Origin of the sequence: Phenylobacterium terrae (genome assembly GCF_042681205.1) — a bacterium.
In the GTDB taxonomy this organism is placed as follows: Bacteria; Pseudomonadota; Alphaproteobacteria; order Caulobacterales; family Caulobacteraceae; genus Phenylobacterium; species Phenylobacterium terrae.
Genome location: NZ_JBHUEY010000001.1, coordinates 856,081 through 880,830 on the forward strand (window position 1 = coordinate 856,081; position 24,750 = coordinate 880,830).

22 protein-coding genes and 1 tRNA gene are annotated in these 24,750 nt (G+C 71.5%); 8 read left to right on the forward strand and 15 right to left on the reverse strand.

The features are described 5' to 3' along the window. Positions 1–40: 40 nt before the first annotated feature. Complete coding sequence (locus tag ACFSC0_RS04290) at positions 41–967, forward strand: hypothetical protein (RefSeq protein ID WP_377280346.1); 927 nt, start codon at positions 41–43, stop codon at positions 965–967. A 58-nt stretch (positions 968–1,025) separates the two neighbouring features. After that, positions 1,026–1,115 (forward strand) — tRNA-Ser (locus ACFSC0_RS04295). 99 nt (positions 1,116–1,214) lie between these two features. Here ACFSC0_RS04295 and ACFSC0_RS04300 read toward each other — a convergent pair. The 3 genes from ACFSC0_RS04300 to ACFSC0_RS04310 form a co-directional block, all read right to left on the reverse strand. Further along, positions 1,215–2,123, reverse strand: coding sequence for a reverse transcriptase family protein (locus ACFSC0_RS04300; protein WP_377280345.1), 909 nt, complete (start codon positions 2,121–2,123; stop codon positions 1,215–1,217). Next, the gene (locus ACFSC0_RS04305; RefSeq protein WP_377280344.1) at positions 2,062–2,394 is read right to left on the reverse strand and encodes a helix-turn-helix transcriptional regulator; all 333 of its coding nucleotides are present in this window, start codon (positions 2,392–2,394) and stop codon (positions 2,062–2,064) included. Before ACFSC0_RS04305 ends, ACFSC0_RS04300 begins: the two co-directional genes overlap by 62 nt. A gap of 565 nt (positions 2,395–2,959) precedes the next feature. Then, the gene (locus tag ACFSC0_RS04310) at positions 2,960–3,916 is read right to left on the reverse strand and encodes an NAD(P)H-dependent flavin oxidoreductase (RefSeq protein ID WP_377280343.1); all 957 of its coding nucleotides are present in this window, start codon (positions 3,914–3,916) and stop codon (positions 2,960–2,962) included. Positions 3,917–4,035: 119 nt separating this feature from the next. Between ACFSC0_RS04310 and ACFSC0_RS04315 the strand changes: the two genes are divergently transcribed. Continuing rightward, positions 4,036–4,512, forward strand: coding sequence for an AAA family ATPase (locus tag ACFSC0_RS04315; RefSeq protein WP_377280342.1), 477 nt, complete (start codon positions 4,036–4,038; stop codon positions 4,510–4,512). Positions 4,513–4,515: 3 nt separating this feature from the next. Here ACFSC0_RS04315 and ACFSC0_RS04320 read toward each other — a convergent pair whose 3' ends face one another. From ACFSC0_RS04320 to ACFSC0_RS04330, 3 genes are read right to left on the reverse strand one after another with little or no spacing between them, the layout of a single operon-like run. Then, positions 4,516–6,201 (reverse strand): amylo-alpha-1,6-glucosidase, encoded by a 1,686-nt coding sequence (locus tag ACFSC0_RS04320; RefSeq protein WP_377355079.1) that lies wholly within the window; start codon positions 6,199–6,201, stop codon positions 4,516–4,518. Between the two features lie 7 nt (positions 6,202–6,208). Beyond that, a complete protein-coding gene (locus ACFSC0_RS04325) occupies positions 6,209–7,540 on the reverse strand; it encodes a hypothetical protein (RefSeq protein ID WP_377282284.1) in 1,332 nt (443 codons plus the stop codon). Between the two features lie 13 nt (positions 7,541–7,553). Beyond that, a complete protein-coding gene (locus ACFSC0_RS04330; protein WP_377282285.1) occupies positions 7,554–9,134 on the reverse strand; it encodes a S8 family peptidase in 1,581 nt (526 codons plus the stop codon). A 184-nt stretch (positions 9,135–9,318) separates the two neighbouring features. Here ACFSC0_RS04330 and ACFSC0_RS04335 point away from each other — a divergent pair, with 184 nt between their 5' ends. Next, positions 9,319–10,137 (forward strand): SDR family NAD(P)-dependent oxidoreductase, encoded by an 819-nt coding sequence (locus ACFSC0_RS04335; RefSeq protein ID WP_377282286.1) that lies wholly within the window; start codon positions 9,319–9,321, stop codon positions 10,135–10,137. A gap of 176 nt (positions 10,138–10,313) precedes the next feature. Then, positions 10,314–12,518 (forward strand): ATP-binding protein, encoded by a 2,205-nt coding sequence (locus tag ACFSC0_RS04340; RefSeq protein WP_377355081.1) that lies wholly within the window; start codon positions 10,314–10,316, stop codon positions 12,516–12,518. On the opposite strand, the gene ACFSC0_RS04345 is transcribed toward ACFSC0_RS04340, so the two are convergent. Next, positions 12,497–13,897, reverse strand: coding sequence for a malonate--CoA ligase (locus ACFSC0_RS04345; RefSeq protein ID WP_377282288.1), 1,401 nt, complete (start codon positions 13,895–13,897; stop codon positions 12,497–12,499). The two genes, ACFSC0_RS04340 and ACFSC0_RS04345, sit on opposite strands and share 22 nt — an antisense overlap. 205 nt (positions 13,898–14,102) lie before the next feature. Then, entirely contained in the window at positions 14,103–14,558 is a 456-nt protein-coding gene (locus tag ACFSC0_RS04350) for a PA2169 family four-helix-bundle protein (protein WP_377282289.1), read from the reverse strand. A 122-nt stretch (positions 14,559–14,680) separates the two neighbouring features. On the opposite strand from ACFSC0_RS04350, the gene ACFSC0_RS04355 reads away from it, so the two are divergent. Both ACFSC0_RS04355 and ACFSC0_RS04360 read left to right on the forward strand, forming a co-directional pair. After that, complete coding sequence (locus tag ACFSC0_RS04355) at positions 14,681–15,457, forward strand: DUF7847 domain-containing protein (RefSeq protein WP_377282290.1); 777 nt, start codon at positions 14,681–14,683, stop codon at positions 15,455–15,457. Positions 15,458–15,488: 31 nt separating this feature from the next. Beyond that, on the forward strand, positions 15,489–16,265 hold the full coding sequence (locus ACFSC0_RS04360; protein WP_377282291.1) for a hypothetical protein: 777 nt from the start codon (positions 15,489–15,491) through the stop codon (positions 16,263–16,265). Between the two features lie 226 nt (positions 16,266–16,491). Here ACFSC0_RS04360 and ACFSC0_RS04365 read toward each other — a convergent pair whose 3' ends face one another. The 6 genes from ACFSC0_RS04365 to ACFSC0_RS04390 all read right to left on the reverse strand — a co-directional run bounded on the left by ACFSC0_RS04365 (position 16,492) and on the right by ACFSC0_RS04390 (position 22,768). After that, positions 16,492–17,382, reverse strand: a complete 891-nt coding sequence (locus ACFSC0_RS04365) for an RDD family protein (RefSeq protein WP_377282292.1) — start codon at positions 17,380–17,382, stop codon at positions 16,492–16,494. Further along, the gene (locus ACFSC0_RS04370) at positions 17,379–18,362 is read right to left on the reverse strand and encodes a stage II sporulation protein M (protein ID WP_377282293.1); all 984 of its coding nucleotides are present in this window, start codon (positions 18,360–18,362) and stop codon (positions 17,379–17,381) included. Before ACFSC0_RS04370 ends, ACFSC0_RS04365 begins: the two co-directional genes overlap by 4 nt. Before the next feature lie 10 nt (positions 18,363–18,372). After that, a complete protein-coding gene (locus ACFSC0_RS04375) occupies positions 18,373–19,683 on the reverse strand; it encodes a DUF58 domain-containing protein (RefSeq protein ID WP_377282294.1) in 1,311 nt (436 codons plus the stop codon). A 259-nt stretch (positions 19,684–19,942) separates the two neighbouring features. Next, positions 19,943–20,899: an AAA family ATPase gene (locus tag ACFSC0_RS04380; RefSeq protein ID WP_377282295.1), complete on the reverse strand. Its 957-nt coding sequence runs from the start codon at positions 20,897–20,899 to the stop codon at positions 19,943–19,945. Then, positions 20,886–22,145: a hypothetical protein gene (locus ACFSC0_RS04385; protein ID WP_377282296.1), complete on the reverse strand. Its 1,260-nt coding sequence runs from the start codon at positions 22,143–22,145 to the stop codon at positions 20,886–20,888. The genes ACFSC0_RS04380 and ACFSC0_RS04385 overlap by 14 nt, the downstream gene beginning before the upstream one ends. Beyond that, on the reverse strand, positions 22,142–22,768 hold the full coding sequence (locus tag ACFSC0_RS04390; RefSeq protein ID WP_377282297.1) for a DUF4129 domain-containing protein: 627 nt from the start codon (positions 22,766–22,768) through the stop codon (positions 22,142–22,144). The genes ACFSC0_RS04385 and ACFSC0_RS04390 overlap by 4 nt, the downstream gene beginning before the upstream one ends. Positions 22,769–22,907: 139 nt before the next feature. On the opposite strand from ACFSC0_RS04390, the gene ACFSC0_RS04395 reads away from it, so the two are divergent. Next, positions 22,908–23,516 carry a sulfotransferase family protein gene (locus ACFSC0_RS04395; RefSeq protein WP_377282298.1) on the forward strand — a complete coding sequence of 203 codons (609 nt, stop codon included), beginning with the start codon at positions 22,908–22,910 and terminating at the stop codon, positions 23,514–23,516. Here the strand turns inward: ACFSC0_RS04395 and ACFSC0_RS04400 are convergent. Then, a complete protein-coding gene (locus tag ACFSC0_RS04400) occupies positions 23,513–24,730 on the reverse strand; it encodes an acyl-CoA dehydrogenase family protein (protein WP_377282299.1) in 1,218 nt (405 codons plus the stop codon). The genes ACFSC0_RS04395 and ACFSC0_RS04400 overlap by 4 nt on opposite strands. Positions 24,731–24,750: the final 20 nt, after the last annotated feature.

Consider the following 24,750-nt stretch of genomic DNA (forward strand, 5'->3'; position numbering starts at 1 on the left):
CCTCCGGCGCCTTGGCGGTCTTGGCGGTCTTTTCACTCTCGTGTGGCTCGCCGTAGCGGCCGCCGCCCTCGCCCAGACGGCCCCGCCCCTCCTCGCCGCCCGCTGGCTCGCGCCCGGCGCCGACCCGGTCCGCGCCCTGGCCTACGCGCCGAGCGAATGCCTCGCCCGCCCAACCGACCCCGACGCCGCCCTCGCCGTCGAAGTCGGCCGCGCCGCCTTCCGCACGCCCCTGCTGCTCGGCGGCCAGGCGGCCCGTGCGGGCCTCTCCTGCGAGGCCTGCCACCGCTCCGGCCGCGGCAACCCGGACTTCGCCTTCCCCGGGATCTCCGGCCCGCCCGGCACGGCCGACGTCACCCACTCCCTGTTCAGCACCCGCCGCGGGAACGGCGTCCACGACCCCAGGCCCATCCCCGACCTCTCCGGCCCCGCCGCCGACCTGAAGGTCGCCCGCACGCCGGACGCCTCAGCCCTGAAGACCTTCACCCACGGCCTCGTCGTCGAGGAGTTCGACGGCCGCGCCCCGCCCCAGCCGGTGATGGACGGCCTCGTCGCCTACGTCCGCGCCCTGGACCCCGCTGCCTGCCCCACCGAGGCCGTGGCGCCCGTCCGCCTCGCCGGGTACATGGACGACGCCCGCCGCGCCTTTGCCGCCGCCGACGCCATGGCCGGCCGCGGCGAGCCCGACACCGCCGCCTTCCTCATCCTGGCCGCCCGCAGCCGCCTGGCCCTCATCGACGAGCGTTACGCCGCCTTCCCCGGCGAGCGCGCCCGCCTCGCCGGCGCGGCCCGGCGCCTAGGCCCCATCGCCGAAGCCCTCCGCGCCCGCGACCCCGCTGCGCCCACCGATCTGCGCCGCTGGATCGCGGATTCCCACGCCCTGGAGCGGCGCCTGGCCGCCCGCGAGCCCAAATCCCTCTTCGATCCCAGCCACTTAGCCGCAGCCTACGGGCGACGCTTGCCGCGCTAGGCGCCATCGCTATATTGCGCGCCTTCCGAAACGGGGGCCGAGCGCTCCCGCGCCGGTGGGTGAGGTGGCCGAGTGGTTGAAGGCGCACGCCTGGAACGCGTGTATAGGTGAAAGCCTATCGAGGGTTCGAATCCCTCTCTCACCGCCAGCATTCAAGCGGGACGACTTCAGTCCTGTCAGGCTGGAGTTCGAACGCAGTGAGCGGCCGCCCAAGATGCCGCCAGGCCAGCCCCTCGGGCGTTAATGATCATGCTCTTAAGACTTGTCGGAACTGAGCTTCCAACCCCCTTCGCCTGCGTTCGAGCTGTTTACGGACCGCTTGGTCCGACTCGGCGGCAATGGCTTCTCGCAGCCTCTTCAGCTTGAGATGAGCGCCCTTCGTGAGGCGGGTGCCGGAGTCTGTGACGACAACGCCAGTAACGACTCCCACACCTCCGGAAAATCGACGCTCCTTGTGGTCACTCAGCTTTAGGCCCACCCGACGGACTTCCTGCTTTATGGCCCACACCAATGCTCCAGGAACGACATCTCCCGACACGGTGATGTCGTCCATGTAGACAGTCAGCTTGCAGCCAGCGTCGCGCGCCAGCATTTGAATCCTCAGCCACATGTCTTGGTGTGCGTAGTACGCCAACAGTGGGCTCAGCGGACTGCCGGTCGGCAAATGACCATTGAGGGTGGCCAGCGACGCGAGCGTCCAAGCTGCGTCTGAGCTCATGAGCAGTTGCTTGTTGAAGAACCAGAACACTCGGTTCCAAGTGGTCGACGGGAAATAGGCCGACACGTCCAGTGTCACGATCTCCCTTGCACCCCGATGATAACGCGCATTGCTGACATACGATCGGCCCTTAACGGGGCAGGTCAGAAAGTCAGGGGGAGTGATGAGGCGAAGGAGCGCCGCAACACGAGCTTGCGCGCGTTTCAGACGCGGATAGGGATTCTCGATGAGCCTCGCCTTGCCCTTCTCATTGACCTCCGTCCAGACGCGATACGCAGACCCATCGGAGCGGGCGAGACGGCGTAGCGTAGAGAGTTCAAGCTTGAGAAGGGACGCCAGCCTCTTGTGGTTGGAGAGCTTGTAAAGCGGCGACTGATTAAGCGGGTACGTCCTCCTCTCCTTCAACACCTTGATCGCCCCCGTCGCTGTCAGCCGCAATGTAATCTAGTATCGCAAGTATTTTCTTTGATACGAACGCCCGCGTCTTCTCAGATTGACCATCGTCCTGCAATTTTTCCGAAAAGAACATGATAGACGAAAGCGGTATATCAAGCTCTTTTGAGTACGCATTCAGCAAAGACAGAGTAGGCACTTTCCGCCCACTTTCTATCTCAGATATCCAAGATTTCGTTACTCCAAGCCGGCTTGCCAGCTCGGTTTGAGATAGACCTCCAAATACGCGGAGCAGTCTCAGAGCTTTGTTGAGCACACCACTGTCTCCAGATGTAACAAGACCGGGTGACGGGTAGGACTAGGACTGAAAGAGCCGGACAATCTCGACGATCAATCGACCTATCGAGATGAGCGTCCGGACCGTTCCCATGTTCCGCAGGTGGCGACGCCACCCCTTCACATGGTTCCGAGACCGCCGTCCCTGCCGTTGGTCATCAACAGGACCTTCCGACATGGATGGTTCTCCTCTTCTCAGACTCCCCGCACCATGCAGGGGTGTCCGTCGCCGTGATGAGGAGCGGAGAACGGCAGTTTGAACCCGGCTTGCACCTGGCGCGTCCCGGTCGCCGGGGACGCGCCGCGCCCGAAGGCCCGAGGACCACGAGGATCACCGTGCGCTTGCGAGACGACAGGAAGCCCTTCGGGCCTCCCACGGGTCACTGGAGCGACCCAAGGTTTGGCGATTCCCTCCCTCCGTTGACGATGTAGCCAAGCTAGACGTGTCGTTCGCCCAGCGTCAACGGTCGTTCGCCATTAGCGAACAAGCGGCACATTGTCACACCTGCTTCGCGGTGTCTGATCCCAGGGGAGCAGGAGAGTACTCAGGCGTGGGCCGGCTCCCGGCTGCGCCCAAACCGCGCCCCCAGCTCCGCCGTCACCGCCTCGAACTCCTCCACCACCTCGCGGATGATCTGGGCGACGGGCTTCACCTCGTCGATCCGCCCGGCGACCTGGCCGGAGAGGGCGATGGAGGCTTCCATGTCGCCGCCGAAGTAGAGGGCGAGGGCGTTGCGGAATTCGCCCATGATGTTGTCGGGCGGGGCCTTCTCGTACTGGGTGGTCTTGTCGGTGCGCAGGGCGCGGAGCGCAGGTCCGGGGCCGAAGCGGTTGAGGAAGACCGTGTCGGTCTCCTTGGCGGCGAGGATGGCGTCCTTCCAGTTCTGGTGAACCGGGCTCTCGGCCGAGGAGACCATGCGGGTGCCCATCTGGACGCCCTCGGCCCCCAACGCGAACGCCGCGGCCATGGTCCGGCCGCAGGTGACCCCGCCGGCGGCGATGACCGGGACGCCGACCTTGGAGCAGACCAGCGGCAGCAGGACCATGGAGGCGACCTCGCGGCTGTTCTTGAAGCCGCCGCCCTCCCCGCCCTCGACCACCAGCCCGTCGACGCCCGCCTCCACCGCCTTCAGCGCGGCGGCCAGCGAGGGGACCACGTGGAAGACGGTCAGCCCCGCGGCCTTCAGCTGGGCGCAGTACTTGTTGGGATCCCCCGCCGAGGTGGTGACGAACTGGACGCCCTGGTCGACCACGAACTGGACGATGTCCGGGTCGCGCACGAAGGCCTGGGCGATGTTCACCCCGAACGGTTTGTCGGTGAGGGAGCGCATCTTGCGCACCTCTTCGCGCACCGCGTCGAGCTCGCCGGAAGAGGTCTCGATGATGCCGAGGCCGCCGGCGTTGGAGACCGCCGAGGCCAGCTGCGCGCGGGCGATCCAGCCCATCGGCGCCTGGACGATGGGATACTGAACCCCCAGCATCTCGGTGATCCGGGTCTTCATGGGCCGCCTCCGCCTTCACCTGCGGCCAGCATAGCCGGCGGCCCCGCCGGCGCCACGCCGGCCTTGAGTTTTGTCGGCGGCGCGACGCAGGATGGCGCCAACGCCCACCGGGATCGGCCATGCTCCCCAACACCCGCGCTCAGGGACGACCGCCGGCCGCAGTGACGGCGCGGCTGCGGGAGCTTGCGCCCCACCTGCGCGCGGGCGGGCGGCCGCTGGTCTTCTCCGGGGCAGGTCCCGGCAAGGCCGAGGCCGCCGCCGACCTGGCGCGGCAGCTCGGGATGCAGCTGCACCGGGTCGACCTCGCCGAGGTGGTGAGCCGCTACGTCGGCGAGACCGAGCGGAACCTGACGGCGGTGTTCGACGCCGCCGACGCCGAACGGGCGGTGCTGTTCTTCGACGAGGCCGACGCGCTGTTTGGGCGCCGTTCGGAGCGCCTCGACGACCGCGAGCGGAACGTGGACGCCGTGGCGGGCGCCTTGCTGCGGGCCCTGGAGACGCACCGGGGGCCCGTCGTCTTCGCCAGCGCCGAGCCGCTTGGCCCCGAACTGCGGGGGGCGGCGGAGCTGGCCTTCCCGGCCCCGCCGCGCGCCTGAGGCTCAGCCGGGATCGCCGGCCAGCACCGCCTCCCTGTGCGCCAGGGCGACGGCGGCGGGCAGCGACGACCAGGCCTGGATCAGCGAGCCGCGGCCGAAGGCGGGCGAGAAATGCTCCACCGCGCCCGGCCAGCCGTTGGCCAGGCAGGTCTCCCACCAGCGGGTCAGCGGGGCGCGCCAGCCGGCGAGGCCCCGGCGCAGGCGCTCGCGGGCGTAGAGGCCGTCGAGCCAGGGCCAGTCGCCGCCGTTGTGGTAGCGGCCCGGGAAGGCGCTCTTGGCCCGCAGGTCGGCGCGGCGGCGGTAGGGCGGGTCCACGCAGGCCAGACCCCAGGGCCGCGCCAGCCGGCGGCGCACCGCCTCCAGCAGGCCCAGCGCCTGGCGATCCGGCAGGGCGCCGAAGGCGGCCAGGGTGAGGGCGTCCAGCGCCAGGTGGTCCTCGACGAAGCCGTCCTCGGCCAGGTAGTCCGCGGGCCAGCCCGGCCCCCGCCAGAGGCGCTCGGCGATCGCGGCGCGGGCGCGGGCGGCGGCCGCGCGGGCCTCCTGCGCCAACGCCGGGCCGCGGTCCCGGCCGAGCTCGGCCATCGCCTCGGCCGCGCCGACCCACAGGCCGAGGTCGTAGGCCACCAGGCCGGAGCGGAAGACGTTGTCGGCCCAGTCCCGGTCGTGCCGCGGCTTGCGGGGCAGCCCGCCGCCCTCGGCCGCGAGGGCCGCGTAGCGGCGAAAGACGGCCGCGAGCCGGTCCCAATGCGCGTCCACCGGGCGCGCGTCGCCCGTCGCTCGGACATAGTCGGCGACCATCAGGACGAAGAAGAGCGGGCTGTCGAAGTGGTCGCTCCACCACTCGCCCGGCCGCAGGTGGGCGCGCGCCTTGGCGGGATCGGCGCGCCGGACGGCCTCCCACGCCTGCGCCTGGGCCGAACCGGCGACGATCACGCCGCTGGGCGCCTCGCCGTCCGCCTGCACGCCGGTCGCCAGCAGGTCGATCTGCGCCCGGACCCGGTCCGGCGCGAGCTGCAGCAGCAGCGGGCAGGTCCAGTAGGCGTCGCGGAAGTAGCTCCGCGCCGGAGCGCTGTAGGCGAGGCCGGCGGCCAGGCCGGCGAAGGCGCCGCCGGCCTCGCTGCGGACGCTGGCCAGGCCCGCGTGGGTCCCGAACAGCACCAGGCTGCGCAGCGCCGGGTCGGCCTCCGGCAGGCGGTCGCAGGCGGCGGCGTGCGCCTCCGCCTCGGCCCGGATCGCCGCCGGGGAAAGACCGAGCGCGCCGGCGAGCTCGGCCGCGTCGGCGCCCGCGGCCACCGTCACGCCGGCCTCGTGCTGGCGCGCGACGAGGCGGCCCCAGGGCAGCTCGACGCCGGCGCCGGTGAGGGCCGCCTGCGCCGCGCCGGCCCAGGGCGCGGCCCGCCGCGCCGGCCGCAGGCCCAGCAGCCGGGCGCCGGCGACCAGCAGGGCCGGCCGGCTCTGGGCCACGAACAGGCCGCCCGCCGCCGCGGCCACGCCGTTCGGAAAGTGCGTGAAAGGGCCGTCGAGCGGGCCCGCGCGCACCGTCCCCAGCGCGCCTGCGCCCCACAGTGAAAGCTCCAGCCGCCCGTCGGTGCGCAGCACGCCCTGCAGCCGCGGCGCCATGAACGGGACGTCGACGGGCGCCGCGCCGTCGAGCCGGCCGTCGCGGCGCGGCGTCAGGACCGCCGCCACGCCCCGGCTAGACCATGGCCGCGAGCAGCAGCCGCCCGACGCCGGGAACCGCGATCTCGGTGTGGCCGGCGATGAAGTCGCACTTGAGATTGTGCACCAGCCCGGCCTCGAGGCCCGGAACGGCCGCGCCGTCGTAGGTCCAGTCCTTCCACTCTCCGTCCTCCAGCCGCAGGGCCCCGTTGGCGCCGATGCCGCCGTGCAGGTCCTTGGCCCCGCCGAAGCGGTCGGTGACCCTCATCAGGCCAGAGGCCACCGTGTTGCTGGCCCGAGACGCCAGGGCGTAGGCGAGCCCGACGGCGTGGTCGTTCCACGTGTGGGTGATCACCACCCGCCCCGCCTTCTTCTCGGCGACCACGTTGCGGAAGGTGCCGTCGATGGTGTCGCGACCCTTCGGGATGCGGACGCCCAGGCCATTGTGCGAGAAGGCGCCCTGGATCAGCGTCAGGCTGTGCGGGCGCGCCGTCTGCATGCGCGACGTCGCGGCGGTCACCAGCCGGGCGCCGAAGCTGTGCCCGGCCAGGTGCAGCCGCTGAACGCCGGGCAGCCCATCGGCGTCGATCAGGTCGCCGAGGGCCTCGCCCACCGTCCCGGCCCGCCGCTTCAGCTCGAAATAGGCCGCCTGGTTGAGCAGCTTGGCGACCACGGCGAAGGGACCGCCCAGGATGTTCACGGCCGGGGCCTGCGAGGCGGCGACGTCGCCGACGTCCTGCGCCCCCGGCAGCGACGTGCCGCCGCCCGACGGCCCGCCCGACTTCACGTCCTCGAACAGCACCCGCCCCGGCAGGTCGCGCCGCAGCAGCCGCTCGTGCTCGTCGCGGGTCAGCTCGTCCACCGCCTCCGGCTCGGGCAGGCGGCTGCGGATGGTGGCGATGAGCGCGTCCGCGTTGCCGGCGCCGTGGCGCGCCTGGATGGCGAGGTCGCCGAACTCCTCCTCCGGCAGGCCGAGCAGCCGGGCGACGGCCGCGGCCAGCTCCCTCAGCTCGGCAGGTCCGATGTCCTGGCCGCCGCCCGAAAGCGCCGTCCCGGCGCCGGCGCCCGGCGGAATGTTCGGCGCCTTCTCGAGCGTCAGGTCGGGCTTGAACTTGTCGGAGGGCCAGTAGACGCCCGCCACCCCCAGCTTCCGCCCCTCGATCAGCCGGCTCTCGCGGGCCGCATCCTGCAGGTGGCCGAGGATGGTGGCGTACATGCCCTCGGCGTCGTCGGCGTCCTGGTGCCAGCCGTGGGAGATGACGATCAGGTCGGTGACGCCGGGCGGGGCGATGGGCCCGGGCGGGTCCAGCCGCTTCCCGGCCGCGTCGAACCGGAGCTTGATGTAGGGCAGTCCCGCCAGCTCAGCCATCTTGGCCTCCCGTTCAGACCGATTGCAGGGCGCGGAACAGGTCGAGCAGGCCCGCGCCCTGGAAGTCACGCGTGCGCTTCAGGTCCGTGGCGCTGGCCAGCAGGATCTCCTTGATCCGGTCCGGCTTGCCGCGGAACTCGCTGCGGATGGACAGGAAGGCCGCCACCGCGCCCGAGACGTGCGGCGCGGCCATGCTGGTGCCGCTCTCCTCGCGGTAGAAGGCCTGGCCCGAGGCCGGGTCGTACTTGCCCTTCAGCTCGGGATTGGCCGCCAGCAGCGCCTCCACCGTGCCGCGGGCGGCGCAGGAGAGGATGCGCTCGCCCGGGGCCACGAGGTCCGGCTTGGGGCGGCCGTCGGCCGTGGGTCCGCGGGAGGAGAAGAAGGAGATCCCGAAGGTGTGGGGCGACACCGGGTGGGTCGAGCCGACGGTGATCGCCCGCTCGGCGTTGCCCGGGTCGGTGATCGACTGGTCGAGGCCGATCCGCTTCTGGCCGCGCGACTTCTCCGGGAGCAGCATCGCCGAACCGTCGTTGCCGGCCGCGGCGACCACCACCACGCCGATCGCCACCAGCCGGTCGACGGCCACGCAGATCGGGCTCTGGCCGGCGGCGAACCACTCGGCCTCGAAGCTGTAGCCCAGGCTGAGGTTGACCCCGTGGATGCGCGGCCAGCGGCCGTCGTCGTTGATCCGGGCCACGTAGTCGAGCGCGGCCAGCAGCTGGCTCTCGTAGCCGTCGCCGTTGTCGTCCAGCACCTTCAGGCTGATCAGCTTGCACCGCGGCGCGACCCCCTGCAGCGGCGTCTTCAGCGCCTCGGCGCCGGTCCGGATGAGGTCCCGCTGGTCGCGCTCGGTGCGGATGCGCACCGCACCCGGCGCCCTGGGCTTCGCGGTCCCGTTCTCGATATCGTAGGGCGTCGCTCCGGCGATGATGCCGGCCACATGGGTGCCGTGGCCGTAGCCGTCGGTCAGCGGCGACTTGCCCCCGGTGAAGTCCTTGTGCTCCAGCCGCCACTCGCCCTTCAGGGTGGAGGCGGCCGGCGCGGGCCCGGAGTCCGGCGGCTTCAGGGTGTCGAAGGTGGAGAAGTGGGGATGGTCCCCCTCGATGCCGCTGTCGGCCACCGCCCAGACGATCCCCTCGCCGTCGGCCCCGAAGGACTTGTGGCAGACGTCAGCCTTGATGATCCGCAGCGAACGGTCGAGGAAGGGCTCCAGCGGCCGGTCCAGCCAGACCTTGTAGATGGCCGGCGGCTTGCCGCGCCCGGCGTGGTCGGCGGCCACCAGCGCCTGCAGCTGGTCGAGATCCAGGCGGACGAACACGTGGTAGCGGCTGGCCTCGTAGTCGGCCCGCGCCGCCAGCGCCTTGTCGATGTCGCCGAGCAGCCGCTTGAGCTTGCTCTTGGCGCCCTTGCCGCCTCTCGAGTGATTGAGGTTGAGCTCCAGGATCACCCGCAGGGCGGCGTCCTTGGCCTGCCCCTTCGCCAGCGCGTCCCTGGCGGCCTCGAACCGCTCCACCAGCACGGGCGAGATGACATAGGGCGCGTAGGTCTTGTTGAGCTCGGCCTTCTTGCGCTTTCCCTCGTCGTGCTCGGACATCCGCCCACCTCCGCCTCCGGCAGTAAAGCACTACAACCTGGAAGCGACAAAGCCGGTCGTGATCGCCGGGCTCGGGCGCCTGCCCACGACGAGCGCGCCGGCAGGCCGGCTCAGGCTTGCACCTTGGCCGGAAAATCCGCAGGGTCGGCCCCATTCAAGAACACGATATTTTTGGGAGGACTTCATGAGCGCGCGCGTCAATCCAAACGGCAAGCTGGCCGGCAAGGTGGCCATCGTCACCGGCGCCAGCCGCGGCATCGGCGAGGCCATTTCCGCTCGCCTGGCCCAGGAGGGCGCCAAGGTCGTGGCCAGCGCCCGCACCGCCGAGCCCGGCGACAGCCGCCTGCCCGGCACGCTGCACGACACGGTGGACCGGATCAAAAAGGCCGGCGGCGAGGCCACCTTCATCAAGGCCGACCTGTCGAACGCCCAGGAACGCGAGCGGCTCGTCGAGGAGACGGTGGCGACCTACGGGCCCGTGGACATCCTCGTGAACAACGCCGCCATCACCTACTTCATCCCGGTGATCGACTTCCCGGAGAAGCGCTTCAAGCTGATGATGGAGGTGCAGGTCTACGCGCCCTTCCACCTCTCGCAGCTGGTGCTGCCCTCGATGATCGAGCGGCGCAGCGGCCACATCGTCAACATCTCCTCCGGCGCCGGCATCCACCCCAAGCCGCCCTATTCCGGCGCGGGCCGCGGCGGCACGGTCTACGGCATGTGCAAGGCCGCGCTGGAGCGGTTCACCACGGGCCTGGCCTCCGAAGTCGCCCAGCACAACATCGCGGTGAACGTGGTCTCGCCGGGCCTGGTCGCGACGCCGGGCGTGGCGGTGCACGGGCTGATCAACGAGCAGACCAAGGACCGGGTGCAGCCGATCGAATACATCGCCGAGGCGGTGTTCCAGCTGGCCTCGGGCGATCCGGCCACCCAGACCGGCGGCATCCACTACGCCGCGCCGTTCCTGAAGGAGCTGGGCCGAGAGCCGGCCGAACTGGTCTGACGGGCAAAGCGTCCCGACTGGCTTGATTCAAACCCAGCGGGACAGGGTCCAGGCTGCGGCGGCGCGCCGCAGGCCTGGTAACCTTGCGTTGTGGAGACTCGGCGTTCCCTGGGCCTGATCGTGGCCGGGGAACGCCGATGCCCAGCACTGAGCCGTCCGCCGTCGCTTTCGGCGGAATGGCCTTCTTCGAACTCTCCGACATGCCCATGGCCGTGCTGGACGCCGAGCGGCGGGTCCAGTCGGCGAACGCGGCCTGGGCGGCGCTGACCGGCCGGCGGCCCGAGGCGCTGGCCGGGCTGTTCCTGGCCGAGGCGCTGCCGGAAGAGGCGGCCAGGCGCCGGCCGTTCGAGATCCGCTCGGCGGACGGCCAGACCCGCCGGCTGCGGCTCGACATCCAGCCGTCCGGGGCTTCGGCCCTGGCCATGCTGGTGGACGTCACCGCCGAGACCGCCGAGATCAGCGCGCTGCGCGACGACGACGCCATGCGCGAGCAGCTGCTGCGCGACGCCACCATCGGGGTCTGGCGCTACGACCCGGACACCCAGCTCTACCACTTCCAGACTTCGCTCGACCTCGGCTGGGGCATCTCCGCGGCGACCGACCTCGACGCCGTCACCCGCATCCAGCACCGGGACGATGCGCCCCTCGACGCCGAGGCGCGCGAGACCATCACCCGCAAGGGCGGCCAGGCCGAGCGGGAGATCCGCTACCGACATGCCGACGGCTCTTGGGTGCACCTCAACGTGCGCTACCGTTCGGGCCGGAAGACGCCCTCGGGCCGGTACGAGATGTTCGGCCTGTCGCAGAACGTGACGCCCCAGGCCCGAGCCCGGGACGAGGCGCGCGCCGCCGCCCAGCGGCTGAGGCTGGCGCTGCACGGCGCCCGCGCGGCGGTGTTCGAGTACGACTACGCCACGCGCCGGTTCTGGGCGACGCAGGAGCTGGCAGAGCTCGTCGACCCCGCGCTGCTCGCGCAGGCGGCCGGCGAACCGCTGGCGCTGTTCCATGTGGAGGACCGGTCGGCGATCGTCGAGATGCGCCGCCAGGCCGCCCGCGGAGAGGCCGCCGCGCCGCTGGACGTGCGCGTGCCCGCCCCCCGCGGCGAGCGGTGGATGCGGTTCTATCTCGAGGTGGAGCGTCGCAACGGCGCGCCCCGCCGGGCGGTGGGCCTGCTGCTCGACATCGACGAGCAGAAGCGCCAGGCGATCGCGCTGGCCGAAGCCCGCAGGGTCGCCGAGGAAGCGACCGCCGCCAAGTCGGCCTTCCTGGCCTCGGTCAGCCACGAGATCCGCACGCCGATGAACGGCATCGTCGGCGTGCTCAACCTGCTGGCCCGCGAGCCGCTCAGCGAAGGGGCCCGGGAACTCCTGGGCGAGGCGCTCGGCTGCAGCGAGATGCTGGGCCAGCTGATCAACGACGTGCTCGACTTCTCCAAGATCGAAGCCGGCAAGCTGGAGATCTCGCCGGCCCCGGCGGACCCGGTCCGGATCGCGCAGAGCGTGGCCAGCCTCATCCGCCCGCAGGCCGAGGCCAAGGGCCTGGCGCTGCGGACGCAGATCGCCCCGGACATCGGCTGGCTCTCAGTCGACGCGGTGCGCCTGCGCCAGTGCCTGTTCAACCTGCTGGGCAATGCGGTGAAGTTCACCGAGGCCGGCCATGTCGAGCTGCGGATGTCGGTGGTCGACGCCCCGGGCGGGCGGCGCCTGCGCTGCGAGGTCGAGGACACCGGCATCGGCATCCCGGCGAGCGCCCAGGACAAGCTGTTCGACCGCTTCACTCAGGCCGAGGCCGGCGCGACGACGCGGCGCTACGGCGGCACGGGCCTGGGCCTGGCCATCTCCCGCACCCTCGCCCGGCTGATGGGCGGCGACATGGGCTTTGAGAGCGCCGAGGGCCAAGGCTCGACCTTCTGGTTCGAGATCGCGGCCGAACCGGCCGAAGCGCCGCAGGCCGCTCCCGCCGCCGAGGCCGGCGCTGCGCCGCTGGCCGGCCTGCGCATCCTGGTCGTCGACGACAACGCCGTGAACCGGCTGGTCGGCTGCAAGACGCTGGAGGCCCTGGGCGCCGAGGCCGCCTCGGCGGAGGGCGGCGAGGCGGCGATCGCCGCGGTGCGCGAGGGCGGTTTCGACCTGGTGCTGATGGACGTCAACATGCCCGGCATGGACGGGCTGGAGGCGACGCGGGCGATCCGGGCCCTGCCGGGGGGCGCCCTGCCGATCATCGCCATGACCGCCGACGTGATGGCCCACCACCGCGGCCGCTACGGCGCGGCCGGGATGGACGGCGTCGTGCCCAAGCCCTTCTCGCCGGCCCAGCTGCTGGCCGAGATCGTGCGGCTGCTCAGCGCGCCGGACGGTGATCAGGCGAAGGCGTCGGCGTAACGCTCGCGCAGCAGGTTCTTCTGCACCTTGCCCATGGCGTTGCGCGGCAGCTCGTCCACGAAGAACACCCGCTTGGGCGCCTTGAAGGCGGCGAGCTTCTCGCGGGCGGCGGCGATCAGCACCGCCTCCTCGCCCTGGCCGATCACCACAGCCACCACCCCCTCGCCGAAGTCCGGGTGCGGCGCGCCGATCACGGCGCTCTCGACGACGCCGGGCAGCTCGTCCAGCACCATCTCCACCTCCTTCGGATAGACGTTGAAGCCGCCGGAGATGACCAGGTCCTTGGCCCGGCCGGAGATCCACACCCGCCCGTCGGCGTCCTGCCGGCCGACGTCGCCGGTGATGAAGTAGCCGTCGGCGGTGAATTCCTCGGCGGTCTTCTCGGGCATGCGCCAGTAGCCGGAGAACACCGAGGGGCCGCGGATCTCGATGACGCCCGTTTCGCCGCCGGCGACCCGCAGTTCGACGCCCGGCAGGGGAAAGCCGACGCTGCCGGGGATGCGGTCGCCGTCCAGCGGGTTGGAGGTGATGATCACCGCCTCGCTCATCCCGTAGCGCTCGAGGATGCGATGGCCGGTGCGGGCCTCGAACTCTGCGAATGTGGCCTCCAGCAGCGGGGCCGAGCCGGAGATGAAGAGGCGCATGTGTTCGGCGCGCTCGCGGGTGAAGGCCGGATTGGCCAGGAGCCGGGTGTAGAAGGTCGGCACGCCCATCATCACCGTGGCGCGCGGCAGGGCCTCGACCACCGCCGCATCGTCGAACTTCTCCAGCCAGATCATCGGCGCGCCGCTCAGGAACGCGCAGTGCAGGGCCACGAACAGGCCGTGGACGTGGAAGATCGGCAGGGCGTGCAGCAGGACGTCCCGCTCAGAGAAGCCCCAGGCCTGGTGCAGCGCCAGGGCGTTGGCCGCCAGGTTTCCGTGGCTGAGCATCGCCCCCTTGGAGCGGCCCGTGGTGCCGCTGGTGTAGATGATCGAGGCCAGGTCCGCCGCGGCCCGCGGGACCGGCTCGGTCAGCGGCGGCACGTCGGCGGCCTCGGCCAGGAACGAGGCCGGGTCGGTGAGCACCAGCGCCGGCTCGGCGTCCTGCAGGAAGTAGTCCACCTCGGCGGCGGTGTAGGCGGTGTTGAGCGGCACGAACACCGCCCCGGCCATCAGCGTCGCCAGATAGGCCATCACCGCCTGGCAGCTCTTCTCGGCCTTCAGCACCACCCGGTCGCCGGGCTTCACGCCGCGGGCGACCATCAGCGCCGCGGCCCGGCCTGCGCCGTCGGCCAGCGCGCCGTAGCTGACGTGGCCGCCGTCCCTCAGCAGGAAGCAGGGCGCGGCCGGATCGGCCGGAAAGCGGCTCGCCAGAAGCTCGTAGAGATTGTCCGACATGGGCCCTCCGCCGGGGCTGCGTGCCCCAGCGGAGGGTCGGGATCAAGGGGTTCGGCTGCGCCCCCTCCGTCTCGTCGCTGCGCGCCGATCCACCTCCCCCGTCGTCTTCGCGTCGGGGGAGGACCTTAAGCGCACCTCTCCTCCCCCGCAGCGTAGACTGCGGGGGAGGGGGACCGCCGAAGGCGGTGGAGGGGGCGCGGGGAGCCTAGTGCAGCTGGTGCTTGATCCGGCTGATCTCGTCGTGGTCGGCGCGGATCGACTGGTAGACCTCGGTGAGGCGCTGGCGCACGTCGACCGGCAGGTCGGTGTCGTTGACGGCCTTCTCGTACTTGGCCTTGATCATGTCCTCGCCGCGCTCGACCTCGTTGATCACCGCCTTGTCGTTCGAGCCGCCGGTCAGGGCGTTCTTCAGATCCACGAACTTGTTGTGGGCCTTGCCCATCATCGACTGGTCGGTCTCCGGCTCGCCGCCGAAGCTGCGCACCTCGTCCTGCAGCTGGCGCGTCAGGTCCATGCGCCGGCGGGAGCGTTCCTCGAACAGCGTGCGGTACTGGGCGGACTGGGCGTTCTCGGCCGCCTCCTTGTAGCCGTTGGCCGAATCGAGGGTCGTCTCGATGAGGCTGTTGAGCACCTTCACGGCGTGTTCGCGGTCACCTTGCATGATCGTCTCCTCTGGCATGTCACGGGGATCGGGCGGTCAACCGACAACCCAGACCTTGCGTTCCGCCCCGCATCGACAGCCCGGCGGGCTCGTGATTTCCTCCCGGCGAGGGGGAGACGTCCATGACCGCCATCGCCGCCGAGGCGCCCAAGCTCGACATCGCCAAGGTCATCGGGGCGACCTTCGGCGTGCTGGGCCGGAACTTCGTCTCGTTCGCGGGCCTCACCGTGCTGATGGTCGGCGTGCCGACGGGGATCCTCAGCCTCGGCCTGCTCCAGCTCGTCGCCGATCCGGCCGACATAGACTTCGGCCTGGCGGACTTCGGCCTGTTCGTGATCGGCGCCCTGGTGTCGGTCATCACCGGCGCGGTGCTGCAGGGCGCCCTGGTCTACGGGACCGTGCGGGACCTCAACGGTGCGCGGGCGACGTTCGCCGAGTGCCTGGCGATGGGTCTGCGCAACTTCCTGCCGGTGATCCTGCTCTCGATCCTCATGGGCCTTGGCCTGATGGTCGGCTTCCTGCTGCTGATCGTCCCCGGCGTGATGTTGCTGGTCGCCTGGTGCGTCGCCGTGCCGGTCCGGGTGAGCGAGCAGACCGGCCTGATCGAGGCCTTCGGGCGCAGCGCCGAGCTGACCCGCGGCAACCGCTGGCGGATCTTCGGCCTGATGTTGCTGTTCCTCGTGCTCACCTGGGTCGTCGGCGCCCTGCTGACGCCGCTGAGCCTGGCGGCCATGACCGCCGGTCCGCAGGGCATGCTGCTGAGCCAGATGATCAACAGCACCGTCTCAGGCGTGATCAACGCCCTGATCGGGGCCACCGGCGCCTCGGTGATCTACGTCGAGCTCAAGCGGCTGAAGGAAGGCCTGGCGCCCGACGCCCTGGCCGCCCTGTTCGACTGACGCGGGCGCTCGGATCGGGCAGAATGACGCTGTGAAGCACCCGCGCCTGCGACTCGACCACGTCCTCACCGAGGCGCTGGAGTTCATCGTCCGCAACGCCCCGATGGTCCTTGGGCTCGGCGTCCTGCTGGTCGGGCTGCCCGAGTTCCTGTTCGACTACGCGACGCTCACCGCGCCCTACCCTCCCGGCGACGGGAATACGGTCAGCTCGATGGTCATCGAGGCGTTCCGCGCCACCCTGTTCCACGGCGGCGTCGCCTACCTGTTCTGGCAGGAGCTGGATGGGCGGCGGGTCACCTGGGGCGAGCTCGCGACGCCGGGCCTGAAGGTGCTGGTCCCGCTGCTGGCGACCGGGGTGCTGATGAACCTGATCATCAAGACCGCCTTCTACGCCCTGGCGATCGTCGGAGCGGCGGCGGGGGCGCCCCTGCTCTACCTCGCCGGGTCGATCCTCTATCCGTTCGTCGGGCTGGCGGTGGTGATCGCGGTGGTGGAGCGGCCGGGCGTGTTCGCGGCGCTGGGCCGCGCGTTCCGCATCGCCCGCGGCGCGCGGCTGAAGCTTCTGGCCCTGTTCGCCCTCTACTTCCTGTTCGCCTTCGGCGCGGACTGGCTGGCCGAAGGCGTCGGCCTGGGCACCTACTACACGTCCGAGCGGCCCTTCGGCCTCGTCCCGGCCCTGCTGACCTGCGCCGCCGCCTCGACCCTGTCCGACGTCTACCTCGCCGCCATCGCCGCGGCCGCCTATTTCGAGATCCGCCGCCTGCGCGAGGTCGCCCCGCCGGAGGATCCCGCCGCGGTGTTCGACTAGTTCCTACCTCCCCCGCGCAGCGGCGGGAGGGGGACCACGGGCCGAGCGCAGCGAAGAGCGCGTGGTGGAGGGGGCGGGCCACGCGCGCGCAGGTGGTCTGGCTCACGCCCGTCTGCGGCGGGCCTGGAAGCTTCGACGCTGAGCTTGCAGCCTGCCCCCTCCACCGCCCGCTCTTCGGCGGGCGGTCCCCCTCCCGCCGCTTCGCGGGGGAGGTAGTATCGCGCCCCTAGCCCCGGTCGAACTTGTCCCGGCGGCGGTGGCCGAACAGCATGCGGCTCTCGAGCCGGCCGCGCAGGGCCGCGTAGTAGGCGGCCAGGAACTCGCCGTCGGCGACGGGCTCGCCCTCCCAGCCGATCTTGCCCTGGATCCGCTGGGCGACGGCCCGCATCGTCGCCTTGTCGCGTCGGCGCAGGACATCCTCCAGGACGTGCAGCTCCTTGACGCCATAGGCGTCCACCTGGGCCTGGGTGAAGGTCACGCGGGCGGCCCCGGGCGGCCGCTCGTCGGCCAGGTCCGGCATCAGCTTCCGGCGCGGCGCCTTCACGACCATGGTCCCGGCCACCAGGTCCCCGACCCTCAGGCGGTCGCGGTTGAACAGCGGGAAGAACAGGAACACGCCGCTCCAGATCAGCCCCAGCAGGACGACCCAGGCGTCGACGCCGTCCCCTTGCGAGAACAGGAACGACAGTGGCAGGAACACCTCCAGCTCGCGCATGGCGTTGCGCGCGAACACCGCGTCGGCGGTCAGCCGCCCGCCGCCCCGGGCGATGACGCGCAGGCCCAGCATCCGCTTGCCGGGCGTGGCCGCGCTGGGGTGCATCTCGAAGGCCATGAAGTAGAAGGTGCGCAGGAAGAAGGCGATCAGCAGCCAGACGATCGCCGCCACCTCCACGCCGCGCGCGCGGGAAGCGGCCAGCACGCCGACCATCACGATGCTGACGCCGATCAGGGCGATGGTCAGGATGATCACGTCGACCAGGAAGGCCGCCGCGCGCTCGCCGGCCTCGCCGATCCGCAGGCGAAGGTCGACGCCCTCGGGCGTGACGAACTCGCGGCTCGCATCCTGCGGCGGCCGCCCGGCCGTGCGCTTGCCGCGCTGGACGCCGGCCTCGCTCATCGCGTCTTCCGGGGCAGGTAGAAGTAGGCCAGCCAGATCGCCAGGCTGGCGGCGGCGATGGCGTAGCGGATGACGTCCGACTGGATCGCCTGGCGCCCGATGCCCTCCAGCAGGCCGGCGACGAACAGCATGACCACGACGCCGGTCATCACCGTCGCCGCCTTGCGCCCGGCCGCGGCCGCCGCGCTCATCCGCGACAGTTCGCCGGGGAAGACCACCGCCCAGCCGATGCTGAAGCCCGCCGCGCCCGCCAGCACGATGGCGAACAGCTCGGTCGCGCCGTGGATCATCAGCCAGCCGCCGGCCTCGACGCCCAGCCCGTGCGAGGCGAACAGGGTCAGGAAGGCCCCCAGCATCAGGCCGTTGTAGATCATCAGCGCCGCGGTCGGCAGGCACAGGGCGAAGCCCAGCGCGAAGGCGAACAGGGCCACCTGGGCGTTGTGGGTGAACAGGAAGGTGGCGAACACCGACTTGCCGTCGTGGTCGTCGTACAGGGTGGAGCGCAGGAAGGCGGTGGAGGCCGAGGGGTCGCGTCCGCTGGCCATCTCGCCGGGCACGAAGGCGTAGAACCAGTCCGGATCGCCGCTGACCAGCACCGCGGCGACGACCACGCCCAGCACCGTCACCAGCAGCGAAACCAGCGTCTCGCGCCACAGGCCCCGGACGGACGCCGGCCAGTCGTGGGTGAAGAACCGGCCGATCCGCGCCAGCAGCGTCGAGCGGGCGCCGTAGACGAAGAAATAGGCCCGGGTGCAGAGGCTCTCGAGATAGTCGATCAGCCCCTGGTCGAGGGAGATCGAGCGGGCGACGGATAGCGAGGACAACGCCGAGCGGTACAGCACCGGCAGCTCCAGCAGCTCCTGGCGCGAAAGCCGCGCGGCCGAGCCGCCCTCGGCCTTGGCGAGCAGGCGCTCCAGCCGACGCCAGTCCGCCTCCCGCTCGGCGCGGAACCTTTGGCTCTTCAGGACGAGCTCGGCCATCTCCCCGATCCTACAGGAGGTCTCGACGCTTGGCGTCGAGATAGGCGTTGACCAGGGCCGTTCCCATACGGTCGGCGGGCGCGTCGACGATCTGGGCGCCCATGCGGGTCAGCCGCCCGAACACCAGTTCGCGCTGCTGCAGCAGGGTCCCGGCGACCACGGCGCGGGAGACGTCCTCGGGGCTCTCCGGCTCGGCGGCGACCAGGCTCTCCAGCTCCTCGTCGCGGAAGGCCACGAACAGCACGTGATGGGTGCGCATCAGCCGGCCGACGTTCTCGATCATCAGCTCGGCGCTGGTCGGATCGGCGAAGTCGGTGAACACCACCACGAGGGAGCGGCGGTCGAGCCGGCCGAGCAGGGTGGAGAGGCCGAGGGTGAAGTTGGTCTCCTCGGCCGTGTAGTCGATGGAGGCGGCCAGCCGCTGCAGCAGCGGGAAGGACTGCGCGCCCGCGGTCACCCCGCTCGCGACCCGCGGCTTGGCGTCGAAGGCGTAGAGGCCGACCCGGTCGCCGAGCTTTAGCGACACGAAGGCCAGCAGCAGGGCCGCGTTGATCGCCCGGTCGATGCGCGGGGCGCCGGCCAGCGGGGCGCACATCAGCCGGCCGGTGTCGAGCGCCAGGATGATGTGGTGGTTGCGCTCGGTGCGGTACTCGCGGCCGATCAGCTTGCCGTGCCGGGCGCTCTGCTTCCAGTCGACGGAGCGCAGGTCCATGCCGGTCTGGTACTCCTTCAGGGCGTGGAACTCGGCGCCCTCGCCAGTGTCGAGCTGGACCTTGGCGCCGAACGGCGCGTCGCGGGCGAACAGGCGCAGCGCCTCGTCCTTCACCGACTGCACGTCAGGAGTGATGGCGGCGACCTCGTCCAGCTTCTTCGAGCGCTGGATGAAGGCCAGTCCCAGCGGCCCCCGCCATCGGGCCCAGGCCTCCTCGAACCGCCCCTCGCCACGGCGCAGCGGCTTCACCTTCACCGAGGCGCGGGCGCGGCTGCCGACGCCGACGGCGGTCTGCCGGCGGGGCTGGAGCGACAGCCGCTCGCCCGCGGCCAGCGCCAGCTCCACCTGCCGCGGCGCGGCTCCCGGGAACACCGCCGAGAGGATCGCCTGCCCGTCGCGCCCGACGCCCAGCGCCCGCGGCGCCTGCAGCTCGAGCTCGACGGAGTTGGCGGCCGGCGAGAGCAGCACGTCGACGATGATCAGCCCCGCCGCCGCCAGCAGCCAGGCCAGCCCCGCCACCCAGAAGCTGGGCGCCAGCAGGGACAGGATCAGCGAGGGCGCAGCGCCCAGCGCGACCAGCAGGATGGCTCGGGGGGTGGGGTAGATCATCTGCCCTGCCCCCCACCCTTACCTCCCCCGCGAAGCGGCGGGAGGGGGACCGCCCGCCGAAGCCGGCGAACGCCGGCTGAAGAGCGGGGGGTGGAGGGGGCAGGCCCCACACGCCGAGAAGGGTGCGTGTGGCGAGGCCTTGTCTGCGGCCCGCCCCCTCCACCAGTCGCTCTTCGCTGCGCTCGGCGACTGGTCCCCCTCCCGCCGCTTCGCGGGGGAGGTAGAGACGCGCCGGAGACGGAGGGGGCGCAGGTGGGCACTAGCGCGGCGCCTCGACCTGCTCGATCAGCCCCGCGATCACGTCGTCGGCCCGGCGGCCTTCGATCTCGGCGGCGGGGGAGAGGATCACCCGGTGGCGCAGGGCCGGCAGGGCGAGCCGCTTCACGTCGTCCGGGATGACGTAGTCGCGGCCGTCGAGCGCCGCGTGGGCGCGGGCGGCCAGCGCCAGCATGGCGGCGCTGCGCGGGCTGGCCCCGCTCTGCAGCTCGGCGGTCTCGCGCGTCGAGCGGACCAGCTTCAGGACGTACTCGACGATGTCCTCCGCCAGCCGGATCTGCGACACAGCCTCGGCGGCGGCGGCGAGCGCCGCCGCATCGGCCACCGGCGTCACGCCCATCGCCGCCGGATCGGCCTGGCCCGAGCGCATGCCGTGGGTGGCGACGATCCGGCGTTCCTCTTCAAGGCTCGGATAGGCCAGCACCTGCTTGAACAGGAAGCGGTCGAGCTGGGCCTCCGGCAGCGGATAGGTGCCCTGCTGCTCCAGGGGGTTCTGGGTCGCCACCACCATGAACCGATCGCCCAGCTCGTGCGGCTTGCCGTCGATGGTGACCTGCCGCTCCTGCATAGCCTCCAGCAGGGCCGCCTGGGTCTTGGGCGGGGTGCGGTTGATCTCGTCCGCCAGCAGCAGCTCGCAGAACACCGGGCCCTTGTTCAGGACGAAGGCGGAGGTCTGGAAGTTGAAGATGTTCGTCCCGGTGATGTCCGAGGGCATCAGGTCCGGCGTGAACTGGATGCGGCCGTAGTCCAGGTGCAGGGTCCTGGCGAAGCACTGGGCCAGGAAGGTCTTGGCCACGCCCGGCGGGCCCTCCAGCAGCATGTGTCCCTTGGCCAGGAGGGCGGTCAGCATCAGGGCGATGGTGTCCTCCTGGCCGATCACCGCCTTGCCGACTTCCGCCCGGATGGCCTGGGCCAGGGCCTTCACCTCATCGACGTTCACGCATCATCTCCGCTCTCCATTGGTGCAGCCGGCGCGCCAGCCCCAGGAGGTCGTGGCGCGTGCGCGCGTCCTCGGCCTCCTCCTCGAGCTCGGCCAGCCGAGTGGTGATCCCTCTCTGGGCCGCCAGGCGGTCGAGCCAGGCGATGCGCTCGCCCGTCCCGTGCGGGGCCCGCTCGCCGCCGGCCGACCTGGCCGCCAGCTGTTCGGTCAGGCGGACGTAGGCGGGGGCCAGCTCATGCTCCTTGCCGGCCATCCGGAACAGGCCCGCCGAGTTGTCCACCAGGGCCTGCTTGCCGAGCGCCAGGGCCCGGTCCTCGCGCGCCGCCGGCCCGAACCTGGCCATCGCGTGCCAGCCCATCAGCAAGGCCGCGGCCACCGCGCAGAGGGTGAAGCTCAGCAGCGGCGGGGTGAGCAGCAGCTTCAGCAGATTGTGCCGGGCGCTGATGCCGTTCAGCGTGACGTCGAAGTAGACCGGCCCGCCGTCGCCCCGCAGCGTGTTGAGGATCGTCAGCCCCGCGCGCGCCGTCTCGCGGCTGCGGATTCCCTGGGTGTTCAGCACGTCCGGATCGGCCAGCACGCACACCGCCCGGGCCTTGGCGCAGGCCAGCACCGCCGCGCCGCTCTCGTCGACCAGGGCCGGCTCCCAGCCGGGGCCGGAGATGGTCTGCAGGCTGTCGATCCGTCCCAGCGGCAGCCGCGCGCCATCGAAGGGCGCGGAGGCGCCGGTCAGCACCGGGCTGGACCAACCCTTGCGGCCGGAGAGCGTGGTTTCAGCGGACAGCCCCTTCAGCATCTGCGCGAACGGCGCGGCGGGGCCGACGCCGAGCTTCAGCACGCGCTCGGGGCGGACCGGGTCGCGTTCGGTCACCCATTTGGGCAAGACGATCAGCAGCGGGGTGACGGCGAAGAAGGGTTCCAGGTCCTCGGCCTTGGCGCCCCGCGGGGGCGTGACGACGACGAGCGGGACCGGCTCCTCCGAATAGTCGGCGTCGTGCGGGGGGAAGCTGCGGCTGACGGCCACGTCCACCCGCTGCTCTTCCAGGAGCCAGCGCACCCCTGTGTAGCCGACCGCAGACCTGGACAGCGCATGGGCGCCCGGATCGCCGCCGCCGCGCATCTCGGGCGCGTAGGCCGCCAGCACGGTGAAGCCGGCGAACGCGACGAGGCCGACCAGCAGTAGGGCGACGACCACCTTGGTCGAGAAGGGCTGCGCCCGGGCCGGGGCCGCGGCCTCGGCGGCGGTCATGCCCAGCCCTCCGCGAAGGCGAAGGCCTCGTAGGCCCGGCGGCATTCGACGAACTCGCTCTGTCCCAGCGGCCGGCCGCCGAAGAAGCTCTTCTCCACCGCCTCGGCGATGCGCGAGAAGGCGCTGCGGGCCGGGCCCGGCATGGCCTCGATGCGGGCGATGTCGCGGCTGGTGAGGGCGGGACGCACGGCCTCGGGCCTGCGGCCGGCCAGGTCGTCGATGCTGCGGAACAGCAGCAGGTGCACCGCCTCCTCGAAGCGGCCCTCGGCGGCCAGCCGGTCGGCGTCCTCGAGCAGCGCCTTGGCCTTCTCCGGCTCCGGCGCCCAGTCGGCCGGCTGGACCGCTTCACGCGCCTTGCGCCGACGGGTCCAGGTGGCCTGCACCTCGCGGGCGGCGAAGTAGACGATCAGCAGCACGCCGATCGCCAGCCCGACCCAGAACACGATCTTCAGGATCGGGCCGATCGCCTCGAAGAAGCGCACCAGGGCGTCGGCCCAGGCCGGCGGCTTCGGTTCCACATAGGGCGGGAAGTCGAACTGCAGGTCCTCGCGGGCGACGAGCTCGGCGTGGAGCTCGGCGAGCCTGGGCTCGCTCATCTGCTGCGGAACCGCCTCTTCCTCCATCGCCCCCGCCGCTCATCCCCGCCGAAGCGGCCCGTCGCTCGACCCTAACGGGCGGCGGGTTAAGAGGAAACCGCCAAGGCCGCGCCGCCCTTGAGCCGCCGGGCCGGAACGGGCACGCTGCGTCCAGGAGGGCGCGACCATGGCCTTGAAGGTGATCGGCGCGGGCTTCGGCCGCACCGGGACGCTGTCGCTGAAGCTCGCCCTGGAGCAGCTCGGGTTCGGCCCCTGCTATCACATGGTCGAGGTGTTCAAGAACCCGGAGGCGCCGCGCCTGTGGGTCGAGGCCGCGGACGGGCGGCCCGACTGGCCGCGCATCTTCGACGGCTACGCCTCCACCGTCGACTGGCCGAACGCCACCTTCTACGCCGAGCTGGCCGACCACTATCCGGACGCCAAGGTGATCCTGACCGAGCGCGACCCGGAGTCCTGGTTCCGCTCGACCCAGGCGACCATCTTCGCCGGCGCGCCGCCGGCCGACACGGTCTTCGGCGAGATGTACGAGAAGGTCATCGCCCGGCTGTTCGACGGGCGCATGCACGACCACGACCACGTCATCGACGTCTACCTGCGCCACAACGCCGAGGTCCGCCGCCGCATCCCGGCCGAGCGGCTGCTGGTCTACGAGGTGGCCCAGGGCTGGGGCCCGCTGTGCGCCTTCCTGGGCGTTCCCGAGCCCGACGCGCCGATGCCCAAGGTGAACTCCACCGAGGAGTTCCAGGCGCACCGCCGGCAGGGGACCACGCCTTAGGTCGACTGCGTCGTGTCGGGCAGGCCGAGGATGCGCTTGGAGATGATGTTGTTCTGGATCTCGGCCGAGCCGCCGTAGATCGACATCGCCTTGCCGGTCAGCCAGCCGCGGACGGCGGCGATCTCCTCCTCGGAGAAGCCTTCGCCGTCCCAGCCGAGGCCCTGGTGGCCCATGATCTCCAGCGTCAGCTCGGCCCGGGTCTGGGACACGAACGTGGCCGAGTTCTTCAGCACCGAGGCGGCGTTGGTGGCCCCGTTCGCGCCCTTGGCCTCGGCGGCGGCCCGCATCAGCGTCAGGGCGTGGGCGCGGGCGTCCATCGCGTGGGCGGCCAGGCGGGTGCGCAGGTCCGGGTCGGCGATGCGGCCCTTCTCGTCGACGCCGACGTAGCGCTTGGCGACGTCCTCCAGCGGCGCAGAGCGGCCGGCGCCCGGCAGGCCCGCGCCGGTCTGGCTGGCCCGCTCGTGCTGCAGCAGCCGCTTGCCGACCGTCCAGCCGCGGTTGACCTCGCCCAGGATGGCGTCCTTGGGGGCGGTCGCGTCGGTGAAGAAGGTCTCGCAGAACGGCGAGGCGCCGGCGATCAGCTTGATCGGCCGGGTCTCGATGCCCGGCTGGTGCATGTCGATCAGGATGAAGCTGATGCCGTCGTGCTTCTTGACGGTCGGGTCGGTGCGCACCAGCGCGCCGCACCAGTCGGACCACTGCGCGCCGCTGGTCCAGATCTTCTGGCCGTTGATCACCCAGTGGTCGCCCGCGTCCTCGCAGCGCATCTGCAGGCTGGCCAGGTCGGAGCCCGCGCCCGGCTCGGAATAGCCGACGCACCAGCGGACCTCGCCGCGGACGATGGGCGGGATGTGCTTCCGCTTCTGCTCCTCGGTGCCGTAGTCCAGGATGGTCGGGCCGATCATGGTGATGCCCATGCCGAAGGTCAGCGGGTTGAAGGCCCCGGCCCGGCTCATCTCCTGCTGCAGCACGCGGGCCTGGGCGGGCGACAGGCCGCCGGCGCCGTACTCCTTCGGCCAGGTGGGCGTGGCCCAACCCTTCTCGCCGATGCGCTTCTTCCAGAGCGCCAGGTCGGAATCGATCTCGCCGCCCTCGTCGGACAGCGCGGCCTGGCCGGCCTTGCCCTTCAGCGAGGGCGGGAAGTTCTCCGCGAGCCAGGCGCGCGCCTCGGCGCGGAATTCCTCGAGCTCGACGTCGGCTCCGAAGTCGGCCATGGCCGTTCCTCCGCTTGATT